Here is a 15644-nt window from a genome sequence, read left to right on the forward strand (position 1 = left end):
GCTTATTCGACCTTATCGGGATATTCACACAGATCTTCAATCAGGCAGGACCCGCAACGCGGTTTGCGCGCCACGCAGGTGTAACGACCGTGCAGAATCAGCCAGTGATGGCAGTCGACTTTAAACGCCTTCGGCACGACTTTTAACAGTTTCTCTTCGACCTGCTCGACGTTCTTACCCGGCGCAAAATTCGTCCGGTTGCAGACGCGGAAAATGTGCGTATCCACCGCAATCGTCGGCCAGCCAAAAGCCGTATTCAGCACCACGTTAGCCGTTTTACGGCCGACGCCAGGTAAGGCTTCGAGCGCGGCGCGATCTTCAGGCACCTGACCGCCGTGCTGGTCCAGTAAAATACGGCAGGTCTTAATCACGTTCTCGGCTTTACTGTTGAACAGGCCGATCGTTTTGATGTACTCCTTCACGCCGTCCACGCCCAGCGCCAGCATCGCAGCAGGTGTATTCGCCACGGGGTACAGCTTTGCAGTAGCCTTGTTAACGCTCACGTCCGTCGCCTGAGCCGACAGCAGAACCGCAATCAGCAGTTCAAACGGCGAGGTGAACTGCAGCTCGGTCGTAGGGTGAGGGTTGGCCTGCTGCAGACGACTGAGAATCTCAATGCGTTTCGTCTGGTTCACACGGCTTTTCCCGTGTTGCCCTGCGGCGCATCAAGCGCCGCGTCTTCTGCGCGACGCGCTGCGCGCTGCTTCATTTTCTGATCGATCACATATTTCCCCGCCAGCATCATGCCCAGACCGATAAAGGCACCCGGCGGGAGCATTGCCAGCAGCATTGGCGAGTTAAAATGAATCACGTCAATACGCAACACTTTAGCCCAGGGACCCAGTAACTGATCCGCACCGTTAAACAATGTGCCGCTGCCGATGATTTCACGGATCGATCCCAGTACCACCATTGCGCAGGTGGCGCCCATACCGATAGCAAAGCCATCCAGTGCGGCAAGGGGAATACTGCTTTTCGAGGCCACGGCTTCAGCCCGGCCCACTACGATGCAGTTGGTCACGATCAGCGGAATAAAAATACCGAGTGACTGATACAGACCGTAGGCGTAAGCGTTAATCAGCATCTGCACGCAGCTTACGACAGAGGCGATGATCATCACGTAGATAGGAATACGGATCTCAGAAGGCACCCAACGACGCGAGGCCGAAATAAAACTGTTTGTCAGGGTCAGCACCAGCGTCGTGGCAAGCCCCAGCCCCAGAGCATTGGTGGCCGTGGCGGTCACCGCCAGCAAAGGGCACAGGCCCAGCAGCTGCACCAGCGCCGAGTTATTTTTCCACAGCCCGCCGACCAGCAGGTTTTTCGCTTCACTCATTGGCGTCTCCACATTCGGGTAACGAAGAGAGTTTCCCTTTCAGGGATTCAATTAACAATGCCGTACGTTTGGTGGCATTCACGACGGCGCGCGGGGTAATGGTGGCACCGGTAAACTGGTCGAATTCGCCGCCATCTTTTTTGACGGCAAACGCTTTGTCATTCGGCCCGGTTACCACTTTGCCATTAAAACTGTTGATCCAGTCAGAAATCCGTAACTCGATTTTGTCCCCCAGGCCCGGCGTTTCATGGTGCTCAATCACCCGCACGCCGAGTACCTTACCGTGAAAATCCGCGCCGACCAGCATCTGAATCGCGCCAGAATAGCCATCCGGAGCGGTGGTTTCCAGGGCGGCGGCCACAGGTTCGTTGCCTTTTCGCGCCAGATAAAGATGATGAGGGCTGGCATTACCCAGTGCCGCATCAGTGACAACGTAACATTCCTGCTGAATGTGGTTATCGTACATATCGGTCGGCACCACCTGATCCAGCAGATTTTTTTGCTGTAACTGCGTCTGGTGCTCGACGGTGGGTTTGGTCACGGTATTTACAACAGCAGTAACGCCGGTGGTAATCGCGGCAAAGAGAGCCAGGGTCACGCCATTCTTGCGTATGGTGTCCAGCATCATTTAATCCTTTTGATGACCGTAAACGCGCGGCTGCGTGTAATAGTCAATCAGCGGTACGCATATATTAGCCAGCAGAACGGCGAAAGCAACGCCGTCCGGATAACCGCCAAAACTCCGAATGAGCCATACCAGCAGACCAATAAGGGCACCATAAATCAGACGGCCACGGTCAGTGGTGGAGGCGGTAACCGGATCGGTGGCGATAAAAAATGCGCCCAGCATCGTCGCCCCGGAAAACAGATGAATTAGCGGACTGTTCAGCGAGGCGGGAGCCAGTAACCAACCAAGCGTGGCGCAGACGGCCAGCGACAGCAACATCGCGGCCGGAATATGCCAGCGAATGGTGTTTTTCCACAGCAGGAATACCCCGCCAAGCAGGTAACCCACGTTGACCCATTGCCAGCCCAGACCGGCCAGAACGCCGCTGTAAATGGGCTGGGCTAACAGTTGCTCTGCACTGTGGCCTGCGCGCAAGCCGGTTTTAAAGGTATCCAGCGGTGTAGCCTGGCTGACACCGTCTACGCCCAACTGCAGTTGCTGTAACGTATCGCCCGCCAGGGTATGACCCGTAAAGATCATGCTCAGCGAGTCCAGCACGCCGGGTTTAATCACCTGTAAGGCTTCTGGCGGCATCCAGCTGGTCATCTGAACCGGAAATGAGATCAGAAGAACGACATAGCCGACCATGGCCGGGTTGAAGGGGTTTTGTCCCAGGCCACCGTACAACTGTTTGGCAATAACAATCGCAAATACCGTACCGACCACCACTAACCACCAGGGGGCCAGAGACGGGATGCTGATCCCCAGCAGAATTGCCGTCAGCAGGGCGGAGTTGTCGGCCAGCTGAGGGGCGACCGGTGTGTTACGCAGGCGCAGGATAGCCGCTTCTGTCAGCAACGCTGTCAGCGAGGCCAACACAACCTGCAATAAGGTTCCCACGCCAAAAAAGTAGCACTGCGCGGCAAAACCAGGCAGCGCCGCCAGGATAACCAGCATCATGATGTTGCCGGTACTGCGGCGGTTATGAGTATAAGGTGAACTTGCGATACGGAACGCCATTTAATCCTCAGGTGTCAATGTCGATTGCGCTTTACGCGCTTTGGCACGGGCGACAGCCGCCGCAATCGCGGCTTTACGCGCATCGGCGGGGTGATCGAGTTCAGGTGCCTCTTCGGCTTCGGCATTGGCATGATTAGCCTGCTCCTGCGCCCTCTCTGCCTGCTCAACGTCCCTGTGCGCTTCGGCCGCCGCGACAGCCGCCTCACGGGACGCGTCTTCTGCCTGCGCCTGTGCGGCAGCGCGCTTTTTCGCTTTGGCACGTTCAATGGCGGCGGCCACCGCAGCTTTACGTGGATCTTCAGATGCGGTGTCGGCAGCCTCAGCGTCAGCCGCCGCCTGGGCGGCTTTCTTCGCTTTGGCACGTTCAATGGCAGCGGCCACCGCAGCTTTGCGCGGATCTTCGGATGCGGTGTCGGCCGCCTCAGCGTCAGCCGCCGCCTGAGCGGCTTTCTTCTCTTTGGCTCGTTCGACGGCAGCGGCTACCGCGGCTTTGCGCGGATCGTCGGATGCGGTGTCGGCCGCCTCAGCGTCAGCCGCCGCCTGAGCGGCTTTCTTCGCTTTGGCTCGTTCGACGGCAGCGGCTACCGCGGCTTTGCGCGGATCGTCGGATGCGGTGTCGGCCGTCTTAGCGTCAGCCGCCTGGGCGGCTTTCTTCGCTTTGGCACGTTCGACGGCGGCGGTCACCGCGGCTTTACGTGGATCTTCAGATGCGGTGTCGGCCGTCTCAGCGTCAGCCGCCGCCTGGGCAGCTTTCTTCGCTTTGGCACGTTCGATGGCGGCGGTCACCGCGGCTTTACGTGGATCCGCCACCGCCGTTTCAGTCGTGTCCGCACTGTCAGGCGTCACCGGTTTCTTCGCTCTGGCACGTGCAATCGCCGCTTCAACCGCAGCCTTGCGTGGATCGGTCGTCTGACGACTCAGCGCCTGGGTTTCCGCCTGTGCCTCAGCCTGTCGTAACCGGGCCTGCGCATGACGTGCCTCGGCAGCGGCATCTTCATTCTCAGCAGATTGTTTCGCTCTGGCGCGGGCTTTTGCCGCAGCCAGTTCTCCGCTTTCGCTGCGGGCTACGCGCTGTTTGGCTTCAGCATGACGTGCTTCACGCGCCTGCTTTTCCCGCTCCAGTCGTGCCTGGCGTGCCTCAAAACGCGCTTTCGCTTCCAGCGTGCGTTTGGCTTCCAGGTCGATGGCGCGCAGCTCAGCTTTCTCCTGGCGATAGTACTGCACCAGCGGAATGTTACTCGGGCAGACGTAGGCGCACGCACCACATTCAATGCAGTCATCAATGTGATGGGCACGGGCTTTATCGTGATCGCCCCCCTGGCTATACCAGTACAGCTGCTGTGGCAGCAGGTTGGCCGGACAGGCGTCAGCACAGGCAGAGCAACGAATGCAGGACTGTTCCTGTTGCGTGTTGCCCATCTCAGTGCCGGACGGGGCCAGAATACAGTTGGTGATCTTCACGACCGGCACATCCAGCGACGGCAGGGTAAAGCCCATCAGCGGGCCGCCCATAATGACCATTTGTCCTGGTGAAGGGTGAAAACCGACCTGGTGCAACAGGTGGCTGATTGGCGTCCCTAAGCGGCTCCACACGTTCCGGGGTTGCGCGATGGCTTCACCGGTGAGTGTCACCACGCGCTCGGTGATCGGTTCGCCATTGATAATGGCGCGCTTCACGGCCCATGCCGTACCGACGTTTTGCATCAGCACGCCAATATCCGTAGAGCGACCACCATGCGGCACTTCCATGCCGGTGAGTATTTTGGTCAGCTGCTTAGCGCCGCCGGACGGATATTTCGTCGGGATAACGCGGATCTGTAAATCCCGCTCACCACCCAACGCCTGCTTCAGGGCGGCGATAGCCTCGGGTTTGTTATCTTCGATACCAATCAGCACGCGCTCCGCCTGAAGCACCCAGGCCAGAATGCGGCATCCTTCCAGCACCTCGGCGGCGTAGTCCTGCATCAGACGATCGTCAGCGGTGATGTAAGGTTCGCACTCAGCCGCGTTAATGATCAGCGTGTTGACGCCCTGCAGGCCGCCTTTCAGTTTGGTGGCCGTCGGGAAGCCCGCGCCGCCCAGACCGGCGATGCCGGCATCATGTATGCGTTTAAGAATGGCGCTGCGTTCATGCTGACGGTAGTCCGGAAGCGGGGAGAGCGGCATCCAGCGATCGTCACCGTCAGGCGTCAGAAAAATACACAGCTCTGACAGGCCAGACGGGTGCGCTGTCATGTGCTGAGCGATAGCGTCAATGACGCCCGACGTGGGCGCATGTACGGGCAGCATTCTGCCCTGTCCAAACGTAAGCGGCTGGCCGCGCAGCACCTTATCGCCAGGGGAAACGCAAATTTCGCCTTCGTGGCCAATATGTTGCTTCAGGGGAATGATAAACCGGTGCGGCAGCGGCAATTCAGCGAGCGGCGTGCCGTTGGACTGGGTTTTCATTTCAGGCGGATGAATCCCGCCCTGAAAATCCCAGATCTTCTCTTTTTTAAAGAAATTAAGCAGATTAAGCATGACTCTCTACCGGGATCACCCGAACAGGAATGGTATTCAGATCCCACTTCCAGTTGGCCGTGGTGGTGGCAACCGGACGCATTTCAATGCAGTCGGTAGGACAGGGGGCGACACACAGATCGCAGCCGGTGCAGACATCGCTCAGCACGGTATGCATGGCGCGCGTGGCACCGACGATGGCATCAACCGGGCAGGCCTGAATGCACTTTGTGCAGCCAATACAGTTTTCTTCGTCAATCCACGCGACGGTACGCACGGGCGCTTTGGCCTCGTCATCGCCATCGATCGGTTGTGGCTCAACATTGAGCAGGGCGGCCAGCTTAAGCATGGTCTGCTCACCACCGGGCGCGCATTTGTTAATGGCTTCGCCATTGTTGCCCACGGCGTCAGCATAGGGACGACAGCCGGGGTAACCACACTGACCGCACTGGCTCTGCGGCAACACGGCGTCAATCTGCTCAACAATGGGATCTTCTTCGACTTCAAAGCGGCGTGACGCGTAACCCAGCAGGGCACCAAAGACCAGGCTCAGGGCGCTCAGTACCGCCACCGCTATCCAAATTGCACTCATCAGAATTTCACCAGACCTGTAAAGCCCATAAAGGCCAGTGCCATCAGCCCCGCGGTGATCAACGCAATAGAATTCCCTTTGAAGGGGGCCGGGACATTCGCCAGCACCAGACGCTCACGCATCCCGGCAAATAACACCATCACCAGCGAGAAGCCCAGCGAGGCGCTGAATCCATACAGCGCCGCCTGAAGAAAGGTGTGATTGAGGTTAACGCTCAACAGGGGGACGCCCAGTACCGCACAGTTTGTCGTGATCAACGGCAGGAAAATACCCAGCAGGCGATACAGCGATGGGCTGGTTTTGCGCACCACCATTTCGGTGAACTGAACGACAACCGCGATCACCAGGATATAAGCCATGGTCCGCAGATACACTAAGTCCAGCGGAACCAGAATGAGGTGATTCACCAGCCACGCGCAAATGGAGGCCAGCGTAATCACAAACGTGGTGGCGAGGCCCATGCCAATGGCCGTTTCCAGCTTTTTGGAAACGCCCATAAACGGGCAAAGGCCGAGAAACTTCACCAACACGAAGTTGTTCACCAGCACTGTGCCAACAAAAAGGAGAAGATAATCGGTCATTTTTTCGCCTGAATACCAGAAAGCGGCTTATTATCATTGATAAAGCGCTGCATCACAACTCCATCGCATTATTGCCAGCCGCCAACCGCACTCAGAATTAAACTCTTGACGAAAACAGCAGCGTTATCGCTGAGTAAATGTCGCTTTTACCCGCGCGGAACGTTTGAAATAGGGAACAAAAACGGCGGCGGCGGCCAGTGAGAGTAGCAAAGTCTGCAACGCACGTGCATCAGACACCGGCGTAAAGGCAAAGGTTTTCAGCGCCAGCAAAACGGTGATCAGCAACCACACGATATAGTGGCGCGGCAGACGGTGCGAACGTTTAAAGAACATCCACACAACCCACATGCTGTAAGCCCACAATGCGGTGGCGGTCAATAATGAAATGGCCCAATAGCCCGTCACCAGCGAACGGTGGTTAAACAAGGTTTCGCGCCATTGCGCATCAAACAGTGGCGTCAGATACATGGCCATCACCAGCGCGGTGGTCAGCAGCGTCATCAGCAACCATGCCAGTGGCAGTAAAAGCCAGCCGCCAATACGTGGGGCTGTCATCGGGGTCGTCATTGCGGTTCATCCTGTTTCAACGTCGTCAGCGGGTCAGAATAGCATGTTAAGACAGACGCAAACCAACAGTGAAAACAGGAGGGCGGGAACAGGGGAGATGCGCGGGATTACACCACGTAGCGCCAGACTGACTTTGGTACGCAGCCCAGGTCGAACAAGCGGCCACCCGATGCGAGTTCAGCACGACGATGGTCGGCTGCCCGGTACATATTGATAATGTCTTTGTCGTCCGACAGCGAATAATTCAGATGGTCATACAGTTTTTCAAGACTTTCAAGGTTATTCACTTTGCGAAATTTTAACAGGTAATCGTGCGCAGTCATTTTTGTCATAACGAATCAATAAGAAAGAAGGCCAAGTATAGGGAGCCGCTTAACGCTGTCCAGTTCCGCGGATGAAAAAAAGCAAAAATCAGACAAACGTGGGGCATAGCTCGCTAAAGGTGAATTTTATCAGGTTTTGGATCGTCGCCATAATCCTGTCGCTGTAAAGCGGTGCATCCAGACCCAACCTAAAAGAATCATTTCTGAGTCACAAGTCACTTTTTATCTGCTTTTATGTACGAATCGATTGTGTATAACTGCGATTCAGGGCCGGATAACAACATAATCAGGATAAACCTCAGGCCAGTGCGGTCAGCGGAATCGTTTCATGCCGGAGACAGGGGATTTCTGTGTGTGCTGGAAATCACAAAACAGACTTTTCCCGGGGCTGAAAACGGGATGGCTCATTCTGTACACCTGGCTGTAATCGTTTTCAGCAGTGTCACACTTAAGCGATTCTGTTTATTACATTTATTTAACGTAAGTTGAAAAAAGACACAGGCGTTTTGTCCATAAGCCCGCGCTGAGAGCATTCCGTCAATTAACGTAACCCCTTTAAATCGCTCAGTTTTGTGAGGCGTGTCGCCCTAATCTGCCCTTTTTTACGTCAGGCTACACAGGCACTTTACCCTGTACAGCAAACGCCCTTCAGAGGAAGAAAAACTATGTGGAAACGTTTACTCCTGACGACAATGGTCAGCGCCGCATTAAGTGGCTCAGTGTTAGCGGCGGAAATGACAGTGGGATTCTCACAGGTAGGCTCAGAATCCGGCTGGCGTTCGGCTGAAACCAATGTCGCAAAAAGCGAAGCCAAAAAACGCGGCATTAATTTAAAGATCGCCGATGGTCAACAGAAACAAGAGAATCAGATTAAAGCCGTGCGCTCCTTTATCGCGCAGGGCGTGGACGCCATCTTTATTGCGCCTGTTGTGCAGACGGGCTGGGAGCCGGTATTAGAAGAAGCCAAAGATGCCAAAATCCCGGTATACCTGCTGGACCGCGCCATCGTCGTAAAAGATAACTCGCTCTATCAGGCCGTTGTCACCGCCGATAACGTTCTGGAAGGTAAGCTGATTGGTGACTGGCTGGTAAAAACCGTCGGCGATAAAAAATGTAATGTCGTAGAGCTGCAAGGCACGGTCGGCGCGAGCGTCGCCATCGATCGTAAAAAAGGCTTTGCTGAAGCGATCAGTGGCCACCCGAATATTAAAGTGATTCGCTCTCAGTCTGGCGACTTTACCCGCAGTAAAGGGAAAGAAGTCATGGAAAGTTTCATCAAGGCCGAGAACAACGGCAAAAATATCTGCATGGTTTATGCCCATAACGACGATATGGCCATCGGGGCCATTCAGGCGATCAAAGAAGCCGGTCTGAAACCGGGCAAAGATATTCTGACCGGATCGATCGATGGTGTGCCGGATATCTACAAAGCGATGCTGGCCGGGGAAGCCAACGCTAACGTCGAGCTGACGCCAGATATGGCAGGCCCGGCCTTTGACGCGCTGGAAAAATTCAAAAAAGACGGCACCCTGCCACCCAAAATTATCAGAACCGAATCAAAACTCTTTTTACCTGCTGACGCGCAGGCCGAGTTAGACAAGAAAAAGAACATGGGTTACTAAGCCGCAGGCCGCCCTTCGGGGCGGTCTTCTTTGATGTAGGGCGGAGTTGACAGCATGACGACACACAATGAATCACCTCTTTTAGCCATCAACGGCGTCAGTAAAGGTTTTCCCGGCGTGAAAGCGCTGGACGATGTCTCTTTCAGCCTGCGCAAAGGCGAAATCATGGCGCTGTTAGGTGAGAACGGCGCAGGCAAATCAACCCTGATCAAAGTGCTGACCGGCGTGTACACCCGCGACAGCGGCACGATTACGTTAAACGGTCAGGCCATTTCGCCGCGCAGTACTGCTGAAGCACAGAAAATCGGTATCGGCACGGTCTACCAGGAAGTGAATATGCTGCCGAATATGTCGGTGGCCGATAATCTGTACATTGGGCGCGAGCCGCGTCGGTTCGGCATGATTGATCGTAAGCACATGGTGCGCGAGGCGGATGCCCTGATGCGCAAATACGGTTTTGCACTGGACGTCACGCGGCCGCTTGGTCATTACTCCGTCGCGATGCAGCAGATTATTGCGATCTGCCGGGCGGTGGATCTCTCCGCCCAGGTATTAATCCTCGATGAACCCACCGCCAGTCTGGATGCCAGCGAAGTGGAAATGCTGTTCACCCTGATGACAGAGTTAAAACATCGCGGGATGAGCCTGATCTTCGTCACCCATTTTCTGGACCAGGTTTACCGCATTACCGATCGCATTACCGTTCTGCGCAACGGCAAATTTATTGCCACGCACGACACCGCTACGCTGCCGCAAATTGAGCTGGTCAAACTGATGATTGGCCGGGAACTGATGGCGACCGCGCTGCAGCGTCAGGGCAGTACGCTGAAGAGCAACCAGCCGGTCGTGTCATTCGAAGATTATGGTAAGAAGGGCACGATCGAACCCTTCACGCTTCAGGTCCGGCCGGGTGAAGTGGTCGGGTTGGCAGGCTTGCTGGGCTCGGGGCGGACCGAAACCGCAGAGGTGCTGTTTGGCATTCGCCGCGCCGATCGCGGCACAGCAAAAATCAAGGGCAGGGTTGAACCGATCCGTACCCCCGCGCAGGCTTCCCGTCTGGGGATGGGCTTTTGTCCGGAAGACCGAAAAACGGACGGAATTATCGGGGCGGCTTCTGTCCGCGAGAACATCATTCTGGCGTTACAGGCGCAGCGCGGCTGGCTGCGCCCGATCAAGAAACGCGAGCAGCAGGCGATTGCCGAGCGTTTTATTAAAAGTCTGGGCATTCGCACACCGCACGCGGAGCAGCCCGTCGAGCTGTTGTCGGGCGGAAACCAGCAAAAGGTGCTGTTGTCTCGCTGGCTGGTGACAAAACCGCAGTTCCTGATTCTGGATGAACCCACGCGCGGCATTGACGTGGGCGCACATGCCGAAATTATCCGCTTAATTGAATCGTTATGTGCCGATGGGCTGGCACTACTGGTCATTTCCTCGGAGCTGGAAGAGCTGGTGGGCTATGCCGATCGCGTCATCATTATGCGCGATCTGAAACAGGTAGCAGAAATCCCACTGGAAGCGCTTTCTGTGGCGGCAATCGTTAACGCCATTGCTGATGGAGGTACGCAGCATGCTTGAATCACCGGTTACCCCGACCCGGGCGACACGTCGCACGTTCAGGCTGCCGCCAGGCATGCCGCAACTTATCGCGCTGTTGCTGGTGCTGTTGGTCGACAGCCTGGTTGCCACGAATTTCTTCGCCATCCATTTACAGGATGGCCGGCTGTTTGGCAGCCCGATTGATATCCTCAACCGGGCTGCGCCGGTAGCCTTACTGGCCGTCGGCATGACCTTAGTGATTGCCACAGGCGGGATCGATTTATCGGTCGGCGCCGTTATGGCGATTGCCGGCGCGACGGCGGCCACGCTGACCGTGGCGGGCCACAGCGTGCCGTTTATTATTCTGGTCACGGTGGCCAGCGGGCTGGCCTGCGGGCTGTGGAACGGCATTCTGGTTGCGTTGTTACGCATACAGCCATTTGTGGCGACCCTGATTTTGATGGTGGCCGGGCGCGGCATCGCCCAGTTAATTACGCAGGGACAGATCGTGACGTTTAACAACGACAGCCTGGGCTGGTTCGGCAACGGCGCACTCTGGCTGTTGCCGGTGCCGGTCTGGATCACGATTGCGGTCGCGCTGCTGGTCTGGCTGCTGGTGCGTAAAACGGCCCTTGGGTTGTTTATCGAAGCCGTCGGGATCAACCTGCGCGCTGCGCGTAATGCGGGCGTGAATGGCTGGCTGGTCGTGATGTCCACCTATGCCATCAGCGGAATCTGCGCAGCGGTGGCGGGGCTGATTGTGGCGGCCGATATTCGCGGGGCCGATGCGAACAACGCGGGGCTGTGGCTGGAGCTGGACGCCATTCTGGCGGTGGTGATTGGCGGTGCCTCGCTGATGGGCGGGCGATTTAACATTCTGCTGTCGCTGATGGGGGCACTGATTATTCAGGCGATGAATACCGGTATTTTACTGTCGGGCTTTCCGCCGGAACTTAATCAGGTGGTGAAGGCGGTGGTGGTGATGTGTGTACTGCTGCTGCAATCCCCGCGCTTTATTGCGATGTTTAAACGGAGACGTGCATCATGATTAAACGTCATCTGCCTTTAATGATTACGCTGCTGGTGTTTGTACTCGGCTATCTGTTTTGCCTGAGCCAGTTTCCCGGTTTTGCCTCGACGCGGGTCATCTGTAATATTCTGACGGATAACGCGTTTCTGGGCATTATCGCGGTGGGCATGACCTTTGTGATTCTGTCGGGCGGCATCGATCTGTCTGTGGGGGCCGTCATCGCGTTTTCTGGCGTCTTCCTGGCCAAAGTCATCGGCGATTATCACCTTAATCCGCTGGTGGCCTTTGCCCTGGTCCTCTGCATGGGGGCGCTGTTTGGTGCGATGATGGGCTGGCTAATCGACGCACTCAAAATCCCTGCGTTTATTATTACGCTGGCGGGCATGTTTTTCCTGCGTGGATGCAGCTATCTGGTCTCCGAAAACTCCATTCCGATTGATCATCCGCTGTACGCCACGCTTTCCGGCCTGGCCTGGAAAGTGCCGGGCGGCGGGCGGCTCAGTTTGCTGGCGCTGATCATGTTGCTGGTGGTTGGGGGCGGGATGATTCTGGCGCACCGCACCCGGTTCGGTAATCAGGTGTACGCCATCGGGGGCAATATGACTTCCGCGCAGCTGATGGGCGTTTCAACCCGCGCCACGACCATCAAAATCTATATGTTGTCGACCACGTTAGCCTCGCTGGCGGGTATTGTGTTTTCCATCTACACCTCTGCGGGTTATGCGCTGGCCGGGCTGGGCGTTGAGCTGGATGCCATCGCCTCTGTCGTCATCGGGGGAACCCTGCTGTCCGGTGGGGTGGGTACGCTTCTCGGCACGTTATTTGGCGTCCTGATTCAGGGGCTGATTCAGACCTGGATTAATTTCGACGGCACGCTCAGTTCCTGGTGGACCAAAATCGCCATCGGCATCCTGCTGTTTGCCTTTATCGCCCTGCAACGGTTACTCACTGTAATGTGGGACAGGCAGCAGAATGCACCGGTGAAGCGGCTGAGTTGACGTCAGGCAGGTGCATGAGAAAGCGGCGCTGCGGCGCCGCTTTTGTCGGTGTCGGGCAGGGAAGAGGGACGCGACGAACCTGCGGCAACCTTATCGTCATCTCAGGCGCGAGCATCAACGATGAGGACTCGGGCACAGGGGGAATAAGCCCGCACGGCCGCCGGGCTCTGTCTTTGAAACCGCCGCGCCGGTACCCGACGCGGTAAGGTTATTAAAAGCTCGTCCAGCCGTCGTCGGCATTGTCCGCCTTCGTGGTAACCGCCTTCGTCTGGCGTGAAGACATGACCGTGGGCGCGACACCGGCCGTCGCCACCGTGGTCGCCGGAGAACCCAGGCTGAACACGGAAACGGCCTGTAACAGCATGTCGGCCTGTTCTTTCAGACTGGATGCGGCAGACGCGGATTCTTCCACCAGTGACGCATTCTGCTGTGTGGTGCTGTCCATTTCCGTCACGGCGGTGCCCACTTGCTCAATGCCACGCGCCTGTTCGGCACTGGCAGTGGTAATCTCTTCTACCGTATCTGTCAGTTTGCCCACAGCAGACAGAATGCCTGACATGGTTTCAGACGCGTGAACGACCAGTTCATTTCCCTGGCCTACGCTTTGGGCGTTTGCCGCGATCAGCTGGCGAATTTCACCGGCTGCGGTGGCGCTGCGCTGTGCCAGCGATCGCACTTCACTGGCGACGACCGCAAAGCCTTTGCCGTGCTCGCCTGCACGGGCGGCTTCCACCGCGGCGTTAAGCGCAAGGATATTGGTCTGGAAAGCGATCCCGTCGATAACGGCGGTGATTTCAGCGATACGGCCGGAGCTGTCGCTGATGGATTTCATGGTGCCGGTGATCGCCTCTGTCGCGTCACTGCCTTTATTGGCCACTTCACGCACACTGACCGCCAGTTGCCCCGCCTGACGGGCATTGTCGACGTTATTTTTGACCGTCATACCCAACTGCGTCATCGTTGCGGCGGTCTGTTCCAGCGAGCTGGCCTGTTCTTCGGTACGTTGTGAAAGCTCTGCATTACCCTGAGCAATCTGTGTGCTGGCCGAGGCAACACTCTCCGCGTTTTTCCTGACCAGGCTGACCGTATTGATTAGCGAATCCTGCATTTCGCGGATGGCGGACAACAGTTTGCCCGTTTCATCTTTACCCGTGGTTACGACGACACCACTCAGATCGCCGTGGGACACGCGATAGGCGGCCTCAACCGCTTCTTTCAGTGGACGTGTAATACTGCGGGTGATAATCGCGGCGGATATGGCGGCCAACAGCAGCGCAACAATCCCGGCAATAATGAGTATCATCAGCGCATCGGCGCGATCTTCCCCCGATTTGTCGGCCGCGTATTTCATGCGCGCTTCCTGAAACGTCTGCATCTTTTTCAGCGACGCCATGAAGTCACCCTGCGTCTGGTAACGGGGGCCAAAAAGCAGCTGCGTCGCCTCATCACTTTTTCCCTGCTGAGCCAGCGCGACAACCTCATCGATAAAAGGCAGGAACAGGGCTGAGTGGGCGTTCAGTTGGTCAAAAATCGCTTTGCCCTGAGACGTGCTGACCTGATTGCCCATCTGCGCGATCAGCGTATCCACTTCATGACGTTCCCCACGGTAATCACTTATGGCTTTCTCTCTTTTCGTCACGTCTTTAAGAAGAATGGCATTACGTGCCAGACGGCTCATATCAGAGGTGTAATAGCGCAACGCAGCAGACGAGGAGGATTTGCTGTAGAGCGCGCCCGAGATCTCATCATTGGCGTTGCCGAGTGAGTTAATTTTTATCACGCCGATCAGGACCATAAAAATAACCAGCAGCGCCATAAAGCCGAAGGCGGCCCCAAGCCGTATTCCAATTCTGATGTTGTTCATATGCATTCCATAGTGTCAGGCCCCGGCATGAACGAGCCCGATGGGCGAGCTGATGCGAAAATGTTTTACGTAAAGGTCGGAAGGTGATCGGTATAAAATTTTGTAAGGTTAACTATCGCCAGTCGTTGTATCGGCATTATGCGACAAAGGCTTTAGGTGAAATATTCACGTTGAGTAACATTTACCCATGTGAATAATTTGTTAAATAAAGCACGGCTGAGTGGTTGTCTTATGGCCTCGTGCGGCACATCGTCAGAACGAGACCGCTAAAAGCCGTGACAGGCGTAAACTGCCAGGTTCAGAAAGGGCGTAACCCGTCGGGTGAGGAAAAAACGTATCTGTGTCGATATGGCCGCCAGACAGCAGCGGTAGCGGGCGCAAAACGGCCGGACAGGGCGCGGACCCACACCGCAACGAAACAGACGGAAAGGCGGTTCAACGGTTGATGTCTCAGGTAACGCCCGTCCCCGTGCACAGGCCCGTTACTTGCCTATTCCCAGCTGCAGTTTCCGTTGGCAATTTCGCTCAACGGTTCTTCCCGCCACGGCCAGGGGTGCCTGAGCACCACGCGGCTGGCGAATTTGGCAATGCCGATTTCGTCGTCCAGCAGCCGCGCCATTAAATCCTGAAACCGGTAAAGGTTGGGGGCGATGATTTTCAACAGATAATCGTAGCCGCCGCTGATGTTGTAGCACTCGACAATCTCCCGATACTGACGGGCACCGGTTTCAAACCGCAGGAAATCAGCAGGGTAATGACTCGCCAGGGTGATCTCGGAGAACACCACCAGATTGCAGCCCAGTTTATTCAGTGAAATCCGGGCGGCATAACCGGCGATAATGCCGCTCTGCTCCAGACGGCGGGTTCGCGCCAGACAGGGACTGGGGCTGAGGTTTATTGCCTCAGCCAGTTCGACAATCGAACAGCGCCCCTCGCGTTGCAGATGCTCAAGTATCCGGATATCGGTGCGGTCAGGGAGCCTGGCATGTGACATAGATGGCGTATTCTC

15 protein-coding genes are annotated in these 15644 nt (G+C 56.4%); 4 read left to right on the plus strand and 11 right to left on the minus strand.

Annotated elements, in window-relative coordinates; translation table 11 throughout:
* Positions 1–2 precede the first annotated feature (2 nt).
* The 9 genes from nth to ydgT all read right to left on the minus strand — a co-directional run bounded on the left by nth (position 3) and on the right by ydgT (position 7585).
* The gene (nth, locus tag G5574_RS01085) at positions 3–635 is read right to left on the minus strand and encodes an endonuclease III (RefSeq protein ID WP_006119017.1); all 633 of its coding nucleotides are present in this window, start codon (positions 633–635) and stop codon (positions 3–5) included.
* Positions 632–1336 carry an electron transport complex subunit E gene (locus G5574_RS01090; RefSeq protein WP_054633871.1) on the minus strand — a complete coding sequence of 235 codons (705 nt, stop codon included), beginning with the start codon at positions 1334–1336 and terminating at the stop codon, positions 632–634. Before G5574_RS01090 ends, nth begins: the two co-directional genes overlap by 4 nt.
* On the minus strand, positions 1329–1961 hold the full coding sequence (gene rsxG / locus G5574_RS01095) for an electron transport complex subunit RsxG (RefSeq protein ID WP_006119019.1): 633 nt from the start codon (positions 1959–1961) through the stop codon (positions 1329–1331). Before rsxG ends, G5574_RS01090 begins: the two co-directional genes overlap by 8 nt.
* Positions 1962–1964: 3 nt before the next feature.
* Entirely contained in the window at positions 1965–3023 is a 1059-nt protein-coding gene (gene rsxD, locus G5574_RS01100) for an electron transport complex subunit RsxD (protein ID WP_164481876.1), read from the minus strand.
* On the minus strand, positions 3024–5543 hold the full coding sequence (gene rsxC, locus G5574_RS01105; RefSeq protein ID WP_164481877.1) for an electron transport complex subunit RsxC: 2520 nt from the start codon (positions 5541–5543) through the stop codon (positions 3024–3026).
* Complete coding sequence (gene rsxB / locus G5574_RS01110) at positions 5536–6114, minus strand: electron transport complex subunit RsxB (protein ID WP_033741239.1); 579 nt, start codon at positions 6112–6114, stop codon at positions 5536–5538. The genes rsxC and rsxB overlap by 8 nt, the downstream gene beginning before the upstream one ends.
* A complete protein-coding gene (rsxA, locus tag G5574_RS01115) occupies positions 6114–6695 on the minus strand; it encodes an electron transport complex subunit RsxA (RefSeq protein WP_013025663.1) in 582 nt (193 codons plus the stop codon). The genes rsxB and rsxA overlap by 1 nt, the downstream gene beginning before the upstream one ends.
* Before the next feature lie 123 nt (positions 6696–6818).
* Entirely contained in the window at positions 6819–7262 is a 444-nt protein-coding gene (locus tag G5574_RS01120) for a DUF2569 domain-containing protein (RefSeq protein ID WP_033741245.1), read from the minus strand.
* 107 nt (positions 7263–7369) lie between these two features.
* On the minus strand, positions 7370–7585 hold the full coding sequence (gene ydgT / locus G5574_RS01125; RefSeq protein WP_033741248.1) for a transcription modulator YdgT: 216 nt from the start codon (positions 7583–7585) through the stop codon (positions 7370–7372).
* 665 nt (positions 7586–8250) lie between these two features.
* Between ydgT and ytfQ the strand changes: the two genes are divergently transcribed.
* Genes ytfQ through yjfF form a run of 4 tightly spaced genes read left to right on the plus strand, consistent with a single transcriptional unit; the run spans position 8251 to position 12771 of the window.
* Entirely contained in the window at positions 8251–9207 is a 957-nt protein-coding gene (ytfQ, locus tag G5574_RS01130; protein ID WP_033741249.1) for a galactofuranose ABC transporter, galactofuranose-binding protein YtfQ, read from the plus strand.
* 54 nt (positions 9208–9261) lie between these two features.
* The gene (locus tag G5574_RS01135; protein ID WP_164481878.1) at positions 9262–10782 is read left to right on the plus strand and encodes a sugar ABC transporter ATP-binding protein; all 1521 of its coding nucleotides are present in this window, start codon (positions 9262–9264) and stop codon (positions 10780–10782) included.
* Entirely contained in the window at positions 10775–11791 is a 1017-nt protein-coding gene (gene ytfT / locus G5574_RS01140) for a galactofuranose ABC transporter, ATP-binding protein YtfT (RefSeq protein WP_110267558.1), read from the plus strand. The genes G5574_RS01135 and ytfT overlap by 8 nt, the downstream gene beginning before the upstream one ends.
* On the plus strand, positions 11788–12771 hold the full coding sequence (gene yjfF, locus G5574_RS01145; protein ID WP_164481879.1) for a galactofuranose ABC transporter, permease protein YjfF: 984 nt from the start codon (positions 11788–11790) through the stop codon (positions 12769–12771). The genes ytfT and yjfF overlap by 4 nt, the downstream gene beginning before the upstream one ends.
* A 211-nt stretch (positions 12772–12982) precedes the next feature.
* Here the strand turns inward: yjfF and G5574_RS01150 are convergent, their stop codons facing one another.
* Positions 12983–14635 (minus strand): methyl-accepting chemotaxis protein, encoded by a 1653-nt coding sequence (locus G5574_RS01150; RefSeq protein ID WP_164481880.1) that lies wholly within the window; start codon positions 14633–14635, stop codon positions 12983–12985.
* A gap of 490 nt (positions 14636–15125) precedes the next feature.
* A complete protein-coding gene (locus G5574_RS01155) occupies positions 15126–15629 on the minus strand; it encodes an Lrp/AsnC family transcriptional regulator (RefSeq protein ID WP_033741252.1) in 504 nt (167 codons plus the stop codon).
* Positions 15630–15644 lie beyond the last annotated feature (15 nt).

Origin of the sequence: Pantoea stewartii (assembly GCF_011044475.1) — a bacterium.
Classification (GTDB): Bacteria; Pseudomonadota; Gammaproteobacteria; order Enterobacterales; family Enterobacteriaceae; genus Pantoea; species Pantoea stewartii.